At 74.8% G+C, this 14,222-nt stretch carries 13 protein-coding genes; 6 read left to right on the forward strand and 7 right to left on the reverse strand.

Annotated features, from left to right (window positions below):
• Positions 1-222 precede the first annotated feature (222 nt).
• Together ACH45N_RS16510 and ACH45N_RS16515 are read left to right on the forward strand one after the other, a co-directional pair.
• The gene (locus ACH45N_RS16510; RefSeq protein ID WP_397395726.1) at positions 223-1,662 is read left to right on the forward strand and encodes an NAD(P)/FAD-dependent oxidoreductase; all 1,440 of its coding nucleotides are present in this window, start codon (positions 223-225) and stop codon (positions 1,660-1,662) included.
• Positions 1,652-3,259, forward strand: coding sequence for a cytochrome bc complex cytochrome b subunit (locus tag ACH45N_RS16515; protein WP_397395728.1), 1,608 nt, complete (start codon positions 1,652-1,654; stop codon positions 3,257-3,259). The genes ACH45N_RS16510 and ACH45N_RS16515 overlap by 11 nt, the downstream gene beginning before the upstream one ends.
• Here the strand turns inward: ACH45N_RS16515 and ACH45N_RS16520 are convergent.
• Together ACH45N_RS16520 and ACH45N_RS16525 are read right to left on the reverse strand one after the other, a co-directional pair.
• On the reverse strand, positions 3,222-3,404 hold the full coding sequence (locus tag ACH45N_RS16520) for a hypothetical protein (RefSeq protein WP_377227971.1): 183 nt from the start codon (positions 3,402-3,404) through the stop codon (positions 3,222-3,224). The genes ACH45N_RS16515 and ACH45N_RS16520 overlap by 38 nt on opposite strands.
• 146 nt (positions 3,405-3,550) lie before the next feature.
• Complete coding sequence (locus ACH45N_RS16525; protein ID WP_397395731.1) at positions 3,551-4,408, reverse strand: phosphotransferase; 858 nt, start codon at positions 4,406-4,408, stop codon at positions 3,551-3,553.
• Between the two features lie 376 nt (positions 4,409-4,784).
• Between ACH45N_RS16525 and ACH45N_RS16530 the strand changes: the two genes are divergently transcribed.
• Both ACH45N_RS16530 and ACH45N_RS16535 read left to right on the forward strand, forming a co-directional pair.
• Entirely contained in the window at positions 4,785-5,156 is a 372-nt protein-coding gene (locus ACH45N_RS16530) for a YidH family protein (protein ID WP_397395733.1), read from the forward strand.
• Positions 5,153-5,683, forward strand: a complete 531-nt coding sequence (locus tag ACH45N_RS16535; protein ID WP_397395735.1) for a DUF202 domain-containing protein — start codon at positions 5,153-5,155, stop codon at positions 5,681-5,683. Before ACH45N_RS16530 ends, ACH45N_RS16535 begins: the two co-directional genes overlap by 4 nt.
• A gap of 667 nt (positions 5,684-6,350) precedes the next feature.
• Here the strand turns inward: ACH45N_RS16535 and ACH45N_RS16540 are convergent.
• Positions 6,351-7,730: a family 16 glycosylhydrolase gene (locus tag ACH45N_RS16540; RefSeq protein WP_397395737.1), complete on the reverse strand. Its 1,380-nt coding sequence runs from the start codon at positions 7,728-7,730 to the stop codon at positions 6,351-6,353.
• A gap of 348 nt (positions 7,731-8,078) precedes the next feature.
• Between ACH45N_RS16540 and ACH45N_RS16545 the strand changes: the two genes are divergently transcribed.
• Positions 8,079-9,251, forward strand: a complete 1,173-nt coding sequence (locus ACH45N_RS16545; protein WP_397395739.1) for a MarP family serine protease — start codon at positions 8,079-8,081, stop codon at positions 9,249-9,251.
• Between the two features lie 90 nt (positions 9,252-9,341).
• Here the strand turns inward: ACH45N_RS16545 and ACH45N_RS16550 are convergent, their stop codons facing one another.
• Both ACH45N_RS16550 and ACH45N_RS16555 read right to left on the reverse strand, forming a co-directional pair.
• Positions 9,342-10,346 carry a DNA-3-methyladenine glycosylase family protein gene (locus tag ACH45N_RS16550; protein WP_397395741.1) on the reverse strand — a complete coding sequence of 335 codons (1,005 nt, stop codon included), beginning with the start codon at positions 10,344-10,346 and terminating at the stop codon, positions 9,342-9,344.
• A 70-nt stretch (positions 10,347-10,416) separates the two neighbouring features.
• A complete protein-coding gene (locus ACH45N_RS16555; RefSeq protein WP_397395743.1) occupies positions 10,417-11,139 on the reverse strand; it encodes an esterase/lipase family protein in 723 nt (240 codons plus the stop codon).
• A gap of 122 nt (positions 11,140-11,261) precedes the next feature.
• Between ACH45N_RS16555 and ACH45N_RS16560 the strand changes: the two genes are divergently transcribed.
• Positions 11,262-12,854, forward strand: a complete 1,593-nt coding sequence (locus ACH45N_RS16560; protein WP_397395745.1) for an NAD-dependent epimerase/dehydratase family protein — start codon at positions 11,262-11,264, stop codon at positions 12,852-12,854.
• Here the strand turns inward: ACH45N_RS16560 and ACH45N_RS16565 are convergent.
• Both ACH45N_RS16565 and ACH45N_RS16570 read right to left on the reverse strand, forming a co-directional pair.
• Positions 12,836-13,048, reverse strand: a complete 213-nt coding sequence (locus ACH45N_RS16565; protein WP_397395747.1) for a CDGSH iron-sulfur domain-containing protein — start codon at positions 13,046-13,048, stop codon at positions 12,836-12,838. The two genes, ACH45N_RS16560 and ACH45N_RS16565, sit on opposite strands and share 19 nt — an antisense overlap.
• Positions 13,045-14,193, reverse strand: a complete 1,149-nt coding sequence (locus ACH45N_RS16570) for a YihY/virulence factor BrkB family protein (protein ID WP_397395749.1) — start codon at positions 14,191-14,193, stop codon at positions 13,045-13,047. The genes ACH45N_RS16565 and ACH45N_RS16570 overlap by 4 nt, the downstream gene beginning before the upstream one ends.
• Between the last annotated feature and the right edge of the window lie 29 nt (positions 14,194-14,222).

Raw genomic sequence — 14,222 nt, forward strand, 5'->3', positions numbered from 1 at the left:
GGCCGGTGCCTCACAGGACTGCTGGTCACTGGGTTCTTGCTCACGACGGGTCTTCCTCACGACGGGTTCTCCACCGGTCGGCCGACCGGTCCCGATCAGCGTGCGCGCGGCGCCGGACGGGATCCAGGTTCGAGCTGTCCGTGGCTACGGGCCTGTGACCAGCACCACGTCACGTCCGGGCCCGCTGTGTTGTCGAACTGGTAAGACCACCAGGAGGGTGTCATGGAGAAGATTCTGATCGTCGGCGGCGGCTACGCGGGCTTCTACACAGCGTGGGGCCTGGAGAAGAAGCTCCGCCGGGGCGAGGCCGAGGTGACGCTCGTCGACCCGCACGGCTACATGACCTACCAGCCGTTCCTGCCCGAGGTCACGGCCGGCTCCATCGAGGCGCGGCACGTCATGGTGTCGCTGCGGCGCCACCTGCACCGCACCACGATCATCGCCGGACACACCACCTCGATCGACCACGCGCACCGCACCGCGACCGTCCGCACCAACGACGGCACCCTGCGGGAGATCGCGTACGACACGATCGTCGTCACCGCCGGGGCCGTGACCCGGACGTTCCCCGTCCCCGGCATCGAGCAGGAGGCGATCGGCCTCAAGCACGTGGAGGAGGCCGTCGCGATCCGCGACGCGCTGCTGACCGCGTTCGACCGCGCCGCCCTGCTCCCGCCGGGGATCGAGCGGCGCCGTCTGCTGACGGTCACGGTCGTGGGCGGCGGGTTCACCGGCGTCGAGGTCTTCGGCGAGCTGCTCTCGCTGGCCACCGCGCTGCTGCGCTCCTACCCGGAGCTCGGCCGCGACGACCTGGCCTTCCACCTCGTCGACGCGAACAAGCGCATCCTGCCCGAGGTCACGGACGAGCCGGGTCGCTGGGTCGTGCGGCACCTGCAGGAGCGCGGCGGTCGCATCCACCTCGGCACGCAGGTCGTCTCGGCGGCCGACGGCCGGATCATGCTCTCGACGGGCGAGTCGTACGGCAACGGCCTGCTGATCTGGGCTGCCGGCAACGGCAGCAACCCCGTCGTCGCGCGGAACACCGACCTGCCGGTCGACGAGCGCGGCCTGGTCCGCGTCCGCGCCGACCTCCGCGTCGGCACCGACGACGAGCCCGTCGCCGACGCCTGGGCCGCCGGCGACAACGCCGCCGTGCCCGACCTGGCCTCGCCCGTCCCCGGCGCGCGGACCGTGCCGAACGCCCAGCACGCCGTCCGGCAGGGCAAGCTGCTGGCGAAGAACCTGGTCGCCGTCCTGCGCGACCGAAAGCCCAGGCCGTACCTGCACCACAGCCTCGGCGTGGTCGCGACCCTCGGCATCGGGCGCGGGATCTTCCAGTACAAGGGCCTGGTCATCAAGGGCTTCCCGGCCTGGATCATGCACCGCGGCTACCACGTCCTGGCGGTCCCGACCTGGGAGCGCAAGGTGCGCGTGCTGCTCGTGTGGGTCTCGGCGGTGCTGTTCGGCCGCGACATCATCCCGCTCTCGACCGTGCAGGCGCCCCGCGCGGCGTTCCTCGCGGGCGGCGACCCGTTCGCGGGTTCGGGCGAGCGGACGACGCCGGCCACGCCGGCGGTCACGGCACCGGCCGCCGCCGCACCCGAGACGCCGGCCGCCCACGCCGGCCGCCCCGAGCTGAGCGTGGTGCGCGATGCGGGCTGACCTCCGCCGTCGGGCCGCGGGCCTGCGCGCCCGGGCCGCCGCGCTCGGCGAGCGGCGCGTGCAGCTGCACTGGTCGAACCTGTTCGGCGTCGTGACCTTCACGTGCCTCGTCGTCCTGACGATCACCGGCATCCTGCTGGCGTTCACCTACACGCCGTCGAACGAGCTGGTCACCTACACCGGGCCCTACGGTCCGTTGCAGGGGGCGACGGTGACCGAGGCGTTCGCGTCGACCATGCGCATCTCGTTCGAGCAGACGGGCGGCCTCCTGCTGCGCCAGACGCACCACTGGGCAGCGCTCGTCATGCCCGCCTCGGTCATCATGCAGCTGCTCGTCACGTTCTTCACCGGCGGGTTCCGCCGGCCGCGGCGGCTGAGCTGGGTGCTGCTGGTGGCGGCCTTCGTGCTGGTGCTGCTCGCCGGCTGGAGCGGGTACGCCCTGCCCGACGACATGCTCTCGGGCACCGGCCTGCGGATCGTGGAGGGCGTGGTGCTGAGCATCCCGTTCCTCGGCACCTGGATCGCCGGGCTGATGTTCGGCGGGCCGTTCCCGGGCCAGATCATCGAGAACCTGTACCCGCTGCACGTGGCGATCGCGCCAGGGCTGCTCGTCGTCGTCCTCGTCGCGCGGGCGGCGCTCACCCTGCGGGACGGGCAGGCCAGGCAGTTCCGGCCGGAGCCGGTCGCGTCGCTCGGGCTGCGCCTGTGGCCCGACGCCGCCTTCCGTGCCCTCGGCATGATGGGCATCACCGGGTCGGTCCTGGTGCTGCTCGGCGCGACCGCCACGATCAGCCCCGTCTGGAGCTACGGTCCGGCGTCGGTGGGCGAGGTCGGCGCCGGGAGCCAGCCCGACTGGTACATGGGGTTCCTCGACGGGGCGCTGCGCCTGGTCCCGATGGGCTGGGAGACCGAGTGGTTCGGCTGGACGTGGACGTTCGCCACGCTGGTCCCGCTCGCCGTGGTCGCGGTCTGGTTCGGGCTGCTGGTCGTCTACCCGTACGTCGAGGCGTGGGTCACCCAGGACCGCGAGCAGCACCACGTGCTGGACCGGCCCCGCCACTTCCCGGTCCGCACCGGCATCGGCGTGGCGGGCGCGCTGTTCTACGGCATCCTGTGGGGCGCCGCGAGCGCCGACATCGTCTCGACCGAGTTCGACGTGACCTTCGAGTCGGTGATCACCACGCTGCAGGTGCTGCTGTTCGTCGGTCCGGCGCTGGCGTTCGAGATCACGCGCCGGGTCTGCATCGGGCTCCAGCGCAAGGACCTCGAGATCGCGCTGCACGGGCACGAGACGGGCCGGGTGGTGCGGATGCCGAACGGTGGGTACGCCGAGATCCACCAGCCGGTGAACGACGCCGAGCGGGCGCGGCTGACCGTCGTCCCCGTCCCGGCGGCGCCGGGCCGCACCGACGGCCGGGGGCGGCTGCGCGGGACGGAGCGGCTGCGCGGGGCGCTGGCGCGCGGGTTCGGCACGGGGCACGTGGTGCCCGCGGCGGAGCGGGCGGCCGGTGAACGGGCCGGTGCCGGCGTCGCCGTCGCGAACCGCCCGACCCGCGGCGCTATCCGCCCAGGGCCGAGAACGCCTCGTACACCATGAAGGCCGGCCAGAAGAGGCCCTGGACGATGGCCCAGACGAACTCCCAGAACCCGTCGGCCTGCTGCCAGAAGTAGAACCACGCGCCGATGACGCCGAGCCCGTAGATCGCGCCGCCGCCCGCGGCGCCCGTCCGTGAGTCGCTCATGACCGCACCTCCGAGGCCAACGCTACGCCGGGCCGGGGGCGTCCGGCCTGGTGAACCCGGCGTGGGGAAGGGCCGGGCCCGACGTCGGCCAATCCCCTTCGAGGCCCGAGTTTCTTCGCTTTGAGCCGGCCCAAAGCGAAGAAGACTCAGGCCTCGAAGGTGTGCAACGCACGCACGAGCCAGTCGACGAGCCGGGCGCGCTCGGCGACGACCCCCTCGGACAGCCGCGCCGCGACGTGCACGACGAGCCACGCCTCCAGGTCGCGCAGGGGCTCCGGCGAGCCGTCGGCGTAGGCCAGCGCGTACCCGCGGGTGAGCACCGACCGGCCGACGGCGACGAGCCCGCGGTTCGCCAGCCCGGCGACGCCGCGCGGGGCGGAGGGCGCCGCGTCGGCCCACTGCAGCAGCAGGATCGCCCTGGTGTGGTCCGCCTCGGGCACGCCGCGGGCCGCGTTGGGCCAGTCGATGACGCTGACCCGGTCGCCCGACACCATGACGTTGCCGGGGTGGTAGTCGCCGTGGCACAGGCGGTCCCCCGACGGCAGCCCGTCGAGCAGGCGCAGCGCGAACCCGCGCAGCTCCCGGGACAGGGTCGCGCCCTCGATGCGGGCGGCCAGTACCTGTCGGACGTCGGGCAGGTCCGCGGGCGCGGGCACCGCGTGCACGGCGAGATGGGTCTCAGCGAGAGCCCGGGCGAGCGCCCGCACCCGCCACGGCCTGCGCCGGAGCACCTCCAGCATGTCCGCGCCGGCGACCCGTTCCAGCACGAGGCCCGGTCGGCCGTCCCAGGTCAGGACGTCGACGAGGCCCGGCGCGACGTCGTGCCCGGCCAGGCTGGCCAGGGCCGCCGCCTCGGCGTGGTGCCCGTCGAACCCGGAACGGTAGAGCTTCACGACGGCGTCGCCGCCCCACGCGTACACCTCCGCCTCGCGCCCCACGCCGATCCGGGGCCCGAGCCCGGCCCCACCGGCGGGGACCGGTCCGGCTGCGGTCGAGTCGGTCATCCGGACAGTGTGACGGCGGGGAGGTAGCAGCCACCACCTCCGTTTCGGGTGGTTTCGCCAGCGGCGCGCCCACCCCGCACCGCGGCCGCCCGACGCACCCCCACGGCGTTGACCACAGCAGTTGCTGCCAGATTCGCCCCCCGGCTGGCAGCAACTGCTGTGGTCGACAGCCTTTATGTCTGCCGGCGTCGAGGCCTACTGGTGTCGAGGCCTACCGGCGCCGAGGCCTACCGGCGTCGAGGCCCGCCGGCGTCGAGGCCTACTGGTGTCGAGGCCCGCCGGCGTCGTCGGCCGTGGCCCCCGCCGTGGTGATCCCGCTGGTGCGGGCGAGACGTGGCAGGCTCTGGGGCAGACCTCGCGACACAAGGAGTGCCCGATGAGCCGGCCGGACGAGCAGCGGTTCCCGGCGTCGGTGTTCGGCGTCGGCTCGGAGCCCGACGCCCGATTCACCCTCGCCAACGAGCGGACCTTCCTCGCCTGGATCCGGACCGCCCTCGCGTTGGTGGCCGGCGGCGTGGCCCTGGAGACGCTCGGGCTCGACCTGCACCCCGGCCTGCGGCTCGCGGCATCGCTCGTGCTCATCGTCGCGGGGACGGCGCTGCCGCTGATCGCCTGGGCCGGCTGGATGCACGTCGAGCGGGCGCTGCGCAGCGGGTCGCCGCTGCCGTCGTCGATCGTGGGCGTGGTGCTCGCGGTCGTCGTCGCGGTGGTCGGCGTGCTGGTGCTCCTGGGCGTGCTGCTGCGATGACGGGCGCTGGGTCGCCGTCGGACGCTGGGTCTCCCCCGGGTCCTGGGTCGTCCGCGGGTGCGGGGTCGCCGCCAGGTGCGGAATCGCCCGCGGGTGCGGGGTCTCCCCCGGGTGCGGGGTCTCCCCCGGGTGCGGAATCGCCCGCGGGTGCGGGGTCTCCCCCGGGTGCGGGGTCTCCCCCGGGCGCGGGGCAGGCGCCCGTCCCCGGGCTGCAGCCGGAGCGCACGGAGCTGGCATGGCGCCGGACGGCACTGTCGGTCGCCGCGGTCTCGCTGGTCGGGGCCCGGCTGCTGCCCGCGTTGTTCGACAGCGTGGTCTGGCTGCTGCCGGGCCTGGTCGGGCTGATGCTGGCCGGGTACCTGCTCATCGCTTCCCGACGTCGGCACAGCCGACGGGTGCCGATCCCGGCGCGGGGCCCCGGGCACGACTCACCAGGCGCGGGCCTGCTCGCGGTGGCGGGCGCCGTCGTCGTGGCGATCGGCCTGGGCGGCCTGGTGGTCGTCGCAGCGACCCATCTCTGGGCCTGACAGTTCGACTGCCGGACTGCCCGACCGCCGTCCGACTATCTGACCGGCAGTCCGACTACCCGACGGCCAGTCCGTCGTCGCGCCCCGGTCGGTCGTCAGGCGCCGATCCACTGTCGGGAAGTCGGTCCGCCGGACGCGCCGTTCCGCCAAGCCACCAGCCCGTCGGCCCGTCGGCCCGTCCGGCCCTCGTGCCCGCCTACGGTCGGGCCCGCCGAGCTGTCGAGCCGCCGGGCGCGCCCAGCGTGCGCTTCTACCCCGTCGTTGGGCCCGGAATCACACATATTCCGGGCCCAATGACGGGGTAGAAGCGCACCTTGGGCGTGGGCCGGTCGGGCAGCTCGGCGGACGCCGTGGCAGACGCCGTGGCGGACGCCGTGGCAGACGCCGTGGCGGACGCCGTGCCGTGGCGGACGCCGAGCCCGCACCGCACCCGACCAAGGTGCGCTTCTACCCCGTCGTTAGGCCCGGAATCACACGTAATCCCGGCCAGATGACGGGGTAGAAGCGCACCTCGTGGGTCGGTCAGTCGGCCGGCCGGTCAGTCGACGAGTCGACCGGGTCGGCCAGGCCTGTGGGTCGGCCGGGCCGGTCAGTCGGCCGGGTCGACCGGGTCGGTCAGTCGACGGGTTGGCCGGGTCGGTGCGGCTGTCAGGCAGCCGGGGCCGGGTCAGGGCAACGTCCAGCGTTGGACCGTGCTTCCGTCGCAGTCGGCGATCTGGGTGCGGGTGCCGTCGGTCTGCACGCGGCCGACCGGCTGCAGGCAGCGGCCGGACTGCGGGTTGCGCAGCGCGAGGGTGCCGCTGGTCGAGGCCCACTGCTGGGCACCGGTGCCGTTGCAGTCCCAGAGCTGGACGGCGGTGCCGGCCGCCGTCGCGCCCCCGGCGACGTCGAGGCACTTGCCGAGCGCGCGGACCGTGCCGTCCGTGCCGACGGTCCACTGCTGGGCGGCGTTGCCGTTGCAGTTGGCGAGCTGGATCGGTGTGCCGTTGGCCGTGGCGGCCCCGGCGACGTCGAGGCAGATGCCGTTGCTCGCCCGAATCGTGCCGGTGCGGCCGCCCCCGCCGCCCTGGGAGTCGTAGACCCGCACGTAGTCGACGACCATCTGCTGCGGGAACTGCGTGGTCCCGTCGGGATAGCCGGGCCAGTTGCCGCCGACGGCGACGTTCAGGATGAAGAAGAACGGCTGGTTGAACACCCACGGGTTGCCGCCGGTGTTGGCGGGCGTGAACGTCTGGTACGCGTTGCCGTCCACGAGCCAGGTGATCGAGTTCGGGCTCCAGTCGATCGCGAAGGTGTGGAAGTCGTCGGCGAACGACCAGCCCTGCGGGTGCTGGTACTGCCCCGTGATGGGGTTGCCGCCCGAGTAGCCCGGGCCGTGCAGCGTGCCGTGCACCAGGTGGGGCTCGCGGCCGATGTTCTCCATGATGTCGATCTCGCCCGAGCTGGGCCACGGCGTACCGGGGAACTGGCCGCCGAGCATCCAGAACGCCGGCCAGATGCCCTGGCCGCGCGGGATCTTGATGCGCGCCTCCAGGCGGCCGTACTGCGGCTGCACCTTGCCCTTGGTCGTCAGCCGGGCGGAGGTGTAGCCGCTGCCCTCCTGCCGGGCCGTGATGACGAGGTTTCCGTTGCCGTCCAGGGCGGAGTTCTGGCGGGAGTTGACGTAGTTCTGCAGCTCGTTGTTGCCCCAGCCGCCCGCACCGGTCTCGTGGTTCCAGTTCGCGGCGTTGGGGGCGCTGCCGGCGGCGCCGTTGAACTCGTCGGACCAGGTCAGGGCGGCGGCGGCCTGAGCTGTTGCTGCGTGTGCCGCCCCGGCGTCGGGCACCTGCGGCGGCGCTGCCGAGGCGACGAGCGAGGCGGACAGGACGAGCGTCACGGCGGCGACCGCCGTGACGAGGGTGCGGGGCGCGGAGCCTCCGGGAATGCCGGACCTGCCGGACCCGCCGGGAGTGCTGGACCTGCCGGACCCGCCGGACCTGCTGGGGGTGCTGGATCTGCTGGGGGTGCTGGATCTGCTGGGGGTGCTGGATCTGAGTGCACGACGCATCGGGGTGCTCCCTCGACGTGAGCCATCCCGCCGGGCGGGACTGCCCGGCGGTCATCGCAGTGACGTTCACGCTCGTGGCCCGGGATCCGGGCCGGAGGTAGTGCTGAGGGACCGTACCTTCGGCCGTCCGGCGCGCACAACGAGTGGTCGCACAGTTACGGGTTTTCCCCATCCTGCTGCCGTTCGCCCCGGCAGCGGGCGGCAGCGGGCGGCAGCGGGCGGCAGCGGGCGGCAGACGCGGCAGACGGCGGGCGCACGCTGTGAATGTTCGGCCCGCACATCTGAGGATCGGGTGACGGAGGTGCGTGGCGGCGCCCTGCGCGGGGGCGCAGCGCTTACCGTCTACCCGTGACGCTCGTCGACCTCGTGCTCCTCGTGGTGCTGCTCATCGCCCTCGGCGCCGGGCTGAGCCGCGGCCTGCTGGCCACGCTCGGTGGCCTCGTCGGCCTGATCCTGGGCGGGTTGGCGGCCTTCTGGGCGGTCCCCGCCGTCAACGACGTCCTGCCGTCGTCGCAGTGGCGCGGGCCGGTGTCCATCGCCCTCGCGGTGCTGCTGCCGGTGTTCGGGGCCTCCCTCGGCGCCGGCCTGGGCCGCGACCTGCGCCGCGGCGTGGACCGCACGGCGCTGCGCCCGCTGGAGCGGCTGCTGGGCGGGGCGGCGAACGTGATCGTGGTCGCCCTCGCGCTGTCGTTCGTGGGCAATGCGGTCTCGGCCACCGGCACGCCGGGCGTCTCGTCCGCCGTGTCCTCGTCGGCGGTCCTGCGCACCATCGACGACCTGACGCCCGCCGCGGTGGGCCGTCCCCTGGCCCAGATGCGTGCGATGGTGCTCGACGACGGGCTGCCGCGGCTGAACATCCTGATGGTCCCCCGGCAGGACCCGGTCACGCCCGTCGTCGACCTCGACGACCCGCAGCTCGAGGCCGCCGCCCGGTCGGTGGCCCGGATCTCCGGCATCGCGTACGCGTGCGGCAAGAGCTCGACCGGGTCGGGGTTCGTCGTGGCCCCCGACCGCCTGGTCACCAACGCGCACGTCGTGGCGGGCGTGGACCGGCCGGTGGTCGAGCTGCCCGACCGTCCGGCCCGCGAGGGGCGCGTCGTGTACTACGACCCGGTGGACGACCTCGCCGTCGTCGCCGTCGAGGACCTGGACGCCGAGCCGCTGAAGATCGCGCGGACCCTCTCGGTCGGCGACCGCGCCGCCGTCCAGGGCTACCCCTGGGGCGGCCCGTTCACGTCCCGCGGCGCGGGCGTGCTGAGCATCAGCACCGCCCCCGTCCCGGACGTCTACAACGAGGGCGCGAGCCCCCGCGAGGTCTACTCGGTGGCCGCCGAGGTGCGCCCCGGCAACTCGGGCGGGCCGCTGCTGACCACCGACGGGCGCGTCGCGGGCGTCATCTTCGCGCGCGCCGAGGCCGACGTCGAGGTCGGGTTCGCCATGACGGACGCCGAGCTGCGGCCCGTCGCGGCCCAGGCCACCGCCCTGGACACCCCGGTGTCCTCGGGCCGTTGCGCGGCCTGAGGCCCCCGGGCCGCAAGACCCGAGTCCCCTCGGCCGATAGACCCATCAGCCCCCGGGCCGCCAGACCCGAGTGCCCTCGGCCGCCCGACCCTAGAACGCCCGGTAGTCGACGATCGGCGTCTTGGGCCCGCGCCGCGGCGCGCGCGGGTGCCCGGTGAGCGACAGCAGGCGGACCACCCGGTGCCGGTGCGGCGCGTAGGGCGCCAGCAGCCGCAGCATCCCGGCCTCGTCGGTGCGCTCACCGGCCAGCGCCCAGCCGACGGCGGCCGGGAGGTGGAAGTCGCCGACCGAGACGGCGTCGGCGTCGCCGAACGCGCGCTGCGCCACCTCCGCCGACGTCCACACCCCCACGCCCTGCACCTTCTCCAGCCGCGCCCGGGCCTCCGCCGGCGCCATCGTGGCCGCCTCCTCCAGCCGCGGGGCGACCAGGGCGCACCGCGCCACGGTCCGCGCGCGTCCGGGGTCGACGCCGGCCCGGTGCCAGTCCCACACCGGGACCCGCGCCCAGGCCTGCGCGTCCGGCACCACCCGCAACCCACCGCGCGGCCCGCCGTACGGCCCGCCGTGCCGCCCACCCCCCTGCCCGCCGCCCAGGCCACCGCCCTGCCCGCCGCCCAGCCCGTCGGGCCCCGGCCCCGGCGCCGGGCTTCCGTACCGCATCAGCAGCCAGCGCCAGGCCCGGTGCGCCGTCACGGTCTGCACGCGCTGCTCGAGGACGGCGGGCACCAAGGACTCCAGCACTCGCCCGGTGCGCAGCATCCGCAGGCCGGCGGCCCGGCGGTGGGCGTCCCGCACCTGCGGCGGCGGCGCGAAGCCCGTCGTGTCGTCGTCCTCGCCGAGCAGCACCGGCAGCGCCTCGGCGGCCTCGCGGGCGCCGTCGCCCCACAGGTGCACCACCACCTCCCGCGGGCCGGCCGGGACGAACCGCTGCGTCACCGGCCCGCTCCGGAGCAGCGAGGTGCGCCAGACGGACCCGTCGGCGGCCCGGTGGAACGTGGGGTCGCCCGGTCCGTGCGCGAGCGGTCCGAGCGTCAGGCCGACGTCGAGCCGCCGCGGCGACGTGTGGCGGACGGTGAGCACATCCCAGTGGACCACGCCCGGGGCCCGTCGTGGAAAACCGCCCCGCCGGCGGACCACCCCGGCCGTACGCGGGACGCGGCGCCCCTCACGGGACGGCGCGCTCCGCCTCCACCCGGTCGACCTCGCGCACGACGGTCTCCACCAGCAGGCGCTGCCCGAGCGGCTTGAAGTGCCCCGCCAGCGGCAGCTCGACGTTCCGCGCGCCGGGCAGCCGGCCGGTCTCGGGGATGTGCGGGTCGAACCGCGGGTACACGGCGGTGATGCGCTCGTTGACCAGCAGCTCGCCCGCGAGCGCCAGCAGCACCGGGTCGCGAGGGTCGAAGGACCGCAGGGCGCGGGAGAGCATGTAGCGCGCCCACCGGGACCCGGAGAAGGGCGTGGCGATCGCGACCATGCCGAGCACGCGGTCGCTCGCGGGCGAGAGCATGACGTGCTTGCCGATGAGGCCGCCCTTGCTGTGCGCGACGAGCACGACGCCGGACAGGTCGGCGCGCTCGAGGTGCCCGACGACGACGTCGGCGGACTCGGGGACGGGCCGGGCGTTGTGCCGCAGGCCGGGCACGGCGTGCACGGGGTGGCCGGCGCGGGCGAGCGCGGTGGCCACGGGACCGAGGAACTCCCAGGTCTCGTAGATGCCGGGCAGGAGCACGACGGGCGCGGCGCCGCCGGGTCCGGTGGGCAGGGCCGCGCGCCGCACCAGGTCGCCCACCAGGTGGCGCAGCTGCCGGTCGGCGGCCCAGGCGTAGTCGACGGCCCGGGTGCCGAGCCCGGCCAGCGCCCGTGCGACGCGCCGGGGTCCGCGCGTCATGGCGTGCCCTGGAAGCGGTTCATCCGGTGCACCGTACTGCCCGGCGTAGTGCCAGGCGAGGTGGTGCGCGTGGGCGGCTCGTGCCGGATGCGAGCACCCCGCCCGGGTGTCACCGTTGGCACATGCGGGTCGTCGTCGTCGGAGCCACGGGAAATGTCGGGACGGCGCTGCTGCGCGCCCTGCACGGGGAGTCGCGGGTCACGTCGGTGCTGGGCATCGCCCGGCGGCTGCCGGACCGCGGTGCCGCGCCGTACGCGCACGCCGAGTGGGCGGCGGTCGACATCGCGGCGGAGGACATGGACGAGGCCGTGGTCGCGCGGCTCGCCGACCGGTTCGCCGGGGCGGACGCCGTCGTCCACCTGGCCTGGCTCATCCAGCCCAACCGCGAGCGCGAGCTGCTGCGGCGCACCAACGTGGAGGGCACCCGCCGGGTGGCCGAGGCCGTGGCCCGGGCCGGGGTACCGCAGCTCGTGGTCGCCTCGTCCGTGGGCGCGTACTCCCCCGTGGACGACGACGCGCCGCGGCCGGAGGACTGGCCGGTGCGCGGCATCCCGACGTCGCACTACAGCGTCGACAAGGCCGCCCAGGAACGGGTGCTCGACGACTTCGAGGCCGCGCAGCCCGACGTCGCGGTGGCCCGGCTGCGGCCCGCGCTGATCTTCCAGGCGGACGCCGCCCAGTCGGTCGTGCGGTACTTCCTCGGCCCGCTCGTGCCGGCGCGGCTGCTCGGGCACGGCCGGCTGCCGGCGCTGCCCCTGCCCGCCGGGCTGCGTCTGCAGGCGGTGCACGCGGACGACGTCGCCGACGCCTACCGGCGCGTGGTCGTGGAGCGGGCCCGCGGCGCCTTCAACGTCGCGGCCGACGACGTGCTGCGCGGCCCGGACCTCGCGCGGGTCGTGGACCACGGCCGGCTGGTCGAGGTGCCGCCGGCCGCCGTCCGCGGGGCGCTGGCCGGTGCGTACGGCGGCCACCTGGTCCGAGCCGACCCGGGGTGGCTCGACATGGCGATGTCCGCGCCCGTGCTCGACACCGCGAAGGCGAAGACCGAGCTGGGGTGGGCGCCGCGCCGGACGGCGGTCGAGGCGACCGAGGACCTCCTGGCGGGCATGTCCGTGGGCCAGGGGACGGGCTCTGCCCCGCTGCGCCCCGCCAGCCCCAGGCCCGCGGGCAGGTCCGTGGTGCCCCTGCGCCGCAGCGCGCCGCTGCGGGTGCCCGACTCGATGGACCAGTATCTGTTCGGCCTCTACCTCTCGGACCACTTCAGCGGCGCCACGGTCGGCCTGGAGCGCATGGAGCGGATGACCCGCGACTACGCGGACACCCCGTTCTACGCGGAGCTCGCCGAGGCGACCGAGCAGCTCCGCGGCGAGCGCGAGCTGTACCGCGACCTGCTGGACGCCCTCGGCGTACCGCGTCGCCGGCACCGGCAGGTGGCGGCGTGGGTGGGTGAGAAGGCGGGCCGGTTCAAGCTCAACGGTCGCGTGACGCACCGGTCGCCCATGACGCCCGTGCTGGAGTCGGAGCTCATGCGCGCGGCGGTGGTGGGCAAGATCGGTGGCTGGCAGACGCTGCGGGAGCACGCCGCGGACGTCGGGCTGGACGGCGAACAGCTCGATGCCCTGCTCGACCAGGCCGGGCGGCAGGTCGAGCTGTTCGACCGGTTCCACGCCTGGGCCCGCGCGCGGGCGTTCCGGGCCTACTCGCCCGACCTGTAGCCGTTGACCTTGTGCGTCCCGTCGCACCAGGGTGCGATGGCGGTGCCGCCGCAGCGGCACAGGGCCACGGTGGGGCGCCGGCGGGCGACGGGCTCGCCGTCGTCGTCCAGAATGGTGGCCGGCCCGCGCACCAGCAGCGGCCCGTCCGGGCAGGCGGTCACGGTCACGGGTGCTTCGTCGGACGTCGTCGTCATGCTTGCTCCTCCTGGTCGCCGCTCCTGCTCCGGTCGCCGCCGCTCCTGCTCCGCTCGACGCCGTCACCGCCCGCCGCCTCGCCCGCCGCCTCGCGGGCCGCCGCCGCCCGACGCAGCTCACGGCCGCGCTCGATCTCCTGCCGGCGCCTGGCCTCGCGCTTCTCGCTCGCGCGGGCGTCCTTGGGCGGCAGCTGCAGGCTCTCCTCGGCGGCGATGCCGCCCTGGAGCTCGCGCCCGCGCTCCAGCTCGGCGTCGAGCTCGGCGCCGAACAGCAGCGCGAGGTTGGTGATCCACAGCCACAGCAGGAACACGATGATCCCGGCCAGCGAGCCGTAGGTCGCGTCGTAGCTCGAGAAGGTCGCGACGTAGAAGCCGAACGCGGCCGACGCGAGCACCCACGAGAGGATCGCGACGAACGCCCCGACGCTGATCCACCGCATGCGGGGCTGGCGGACGTTCGGCGTGACCCGGTACAGGATCGCGACCAGGACGATCACCAGCGCCAGCACGACCGGCCACTTGGCGATGTTCCACACCGTGACGGACGTCGAGCCCAGTCCCACGGCGTCGCCGACCGCCCGCGCGACGGGACCGCTCAGCACGAGCGCCGCCACGATCAGCGCTGCGATCGCCACCGCGACGAGGGTGACCAGCAGCATCACCGGGCGCAGCTTCCACACGGGCCGCCCCTCGTCCACCTCGTAGATCCGGTTCATCGCCCGCCCGAAGGCGCCGATGTACCCGGAGGCGGACCACAGGGCGAGCACGACACCGAGGACGAGCGCCAGCCCGGCCCGGCCCCCGCCCCCGGCGGCGTTCTGGACGAGCGGCTCGACGACCGCGAGCACGTCCGGCGGCACCACGCCGCCGACCGTGTCGATCACCCGCTCCACGGCCTGCTCCCCGTCGCCCACCAGTCCCAGGACGGAGACGAGCGCGAGCAGGGCCGGGGCCGCGGCGAGCACCGCGTAGTACGTCAGCGCCGCGGCGAGGTCCAGGCACTCGTCCCGTGTGAACTGACGCACCGTGTTGCGCGCGACGTAGGTCCACGTGCGGCGGTGGAGGTCCGGCGGGGCGTCCGGCTTGCGCCGGTCGTCGGGTGCCGGGGCGTCCGTGCGTGCGGACGTGTCGTCGATGTGGGTCATGCCAGTCCCCTCTTTCCGACCAGCTCTTG

Source organism: Promicromonospora sp. NPDC019610 (assembly GCF_044389365.1).
Lineage (GTDB): Bacteria > Actinomycetota > Actinomycetes > Actinomycetales > Cellulomonadaceae > Promicromonospora.

Excerpts from the sequence above, each read along its gene's own strand:
- ACH45N_RS16510 (WP_397395726.1), top strand. The coding sequence starts at position 223 with ATGGAGAAGATTCTGATCGTCGGCGGCGGCTACGCGGGCTTCTACACA.
- ACH45N_RS16515 (WP_397395728.1), top strand. The coding sequence starts at position 1,652 with ATGCGGGCTGACCTCCGCCGTCGGGCCGCGGGCCTGCGCGCCCGGGCC.
- ACH45N_RS16520 (WP_377227971.1), bottom strand. The coding sequence starts at position 3,404 with ATGAGCGACTCACGGACGGGCGCCGCGGGCGGCGGCGCGATCTACGGG.
- ACH45N_RS16525 (WP_397395731.1), bottom strand. The coding sequence starts at position 4,408 with ATGACCGACTCGACCGCAGCCGGACCGGTCCCCGCCGGTGGGGCCGGG.
- ACH45N_RS16530 (WP_397395733.1), top strand. The coding sequence starts at position 4,785 with ATGAGCCGGCCGGACGAGCAGCGGTTCCCGGCGTCGGTGTTCGGCGTC.
- ACH45N_RS16535 (WP_397395735.1), top strand. The coding sequence starts at position 5,153 with ATGACGGGCGCTGGGTCGCCGTCGGACGCTGGGTCTCCCCCGGGTCCT.
- ACH45N_RS16540 (WP_397395737.1), bottom strand. The coding sequence starts at position 7,730 with ATGCGTCGTGCACTCAGATCCAGCACCCCCAGCAGATCCAGCACCCCC.
- ACH45N_RS16555 (WP_397395743.1), bottom strand. The coding sequence starts at position 11,139 with ATGACGCGCGGACCCCGGCGCGTCGCACGGGCGCTGGCCGGGCTCGGC.
- ACH45N_RS16560 (WP_397395745.1), top strand. The coding sequence starts at position 11,262 with ATGCGGGTCGTCGTCGTCGGAGCCACGGGAAATGTCGGGACGGCGCTG.
- ACH45N_RS16565 (WP_397395747.1), bottom strand. The coding sequence starts at position 13,048 with ATGACGACGACGTCCGACGAAGCACCCGTGACCGTGACCGCCTGCCCG.
- ACH45N_RS16570 (WP_397395749.1), bottom strand. The coding sequence starts at position 14,193 with ATGACCCACATCGACGACACGTCCGCACGCACGGACGCCCCGGCACCC.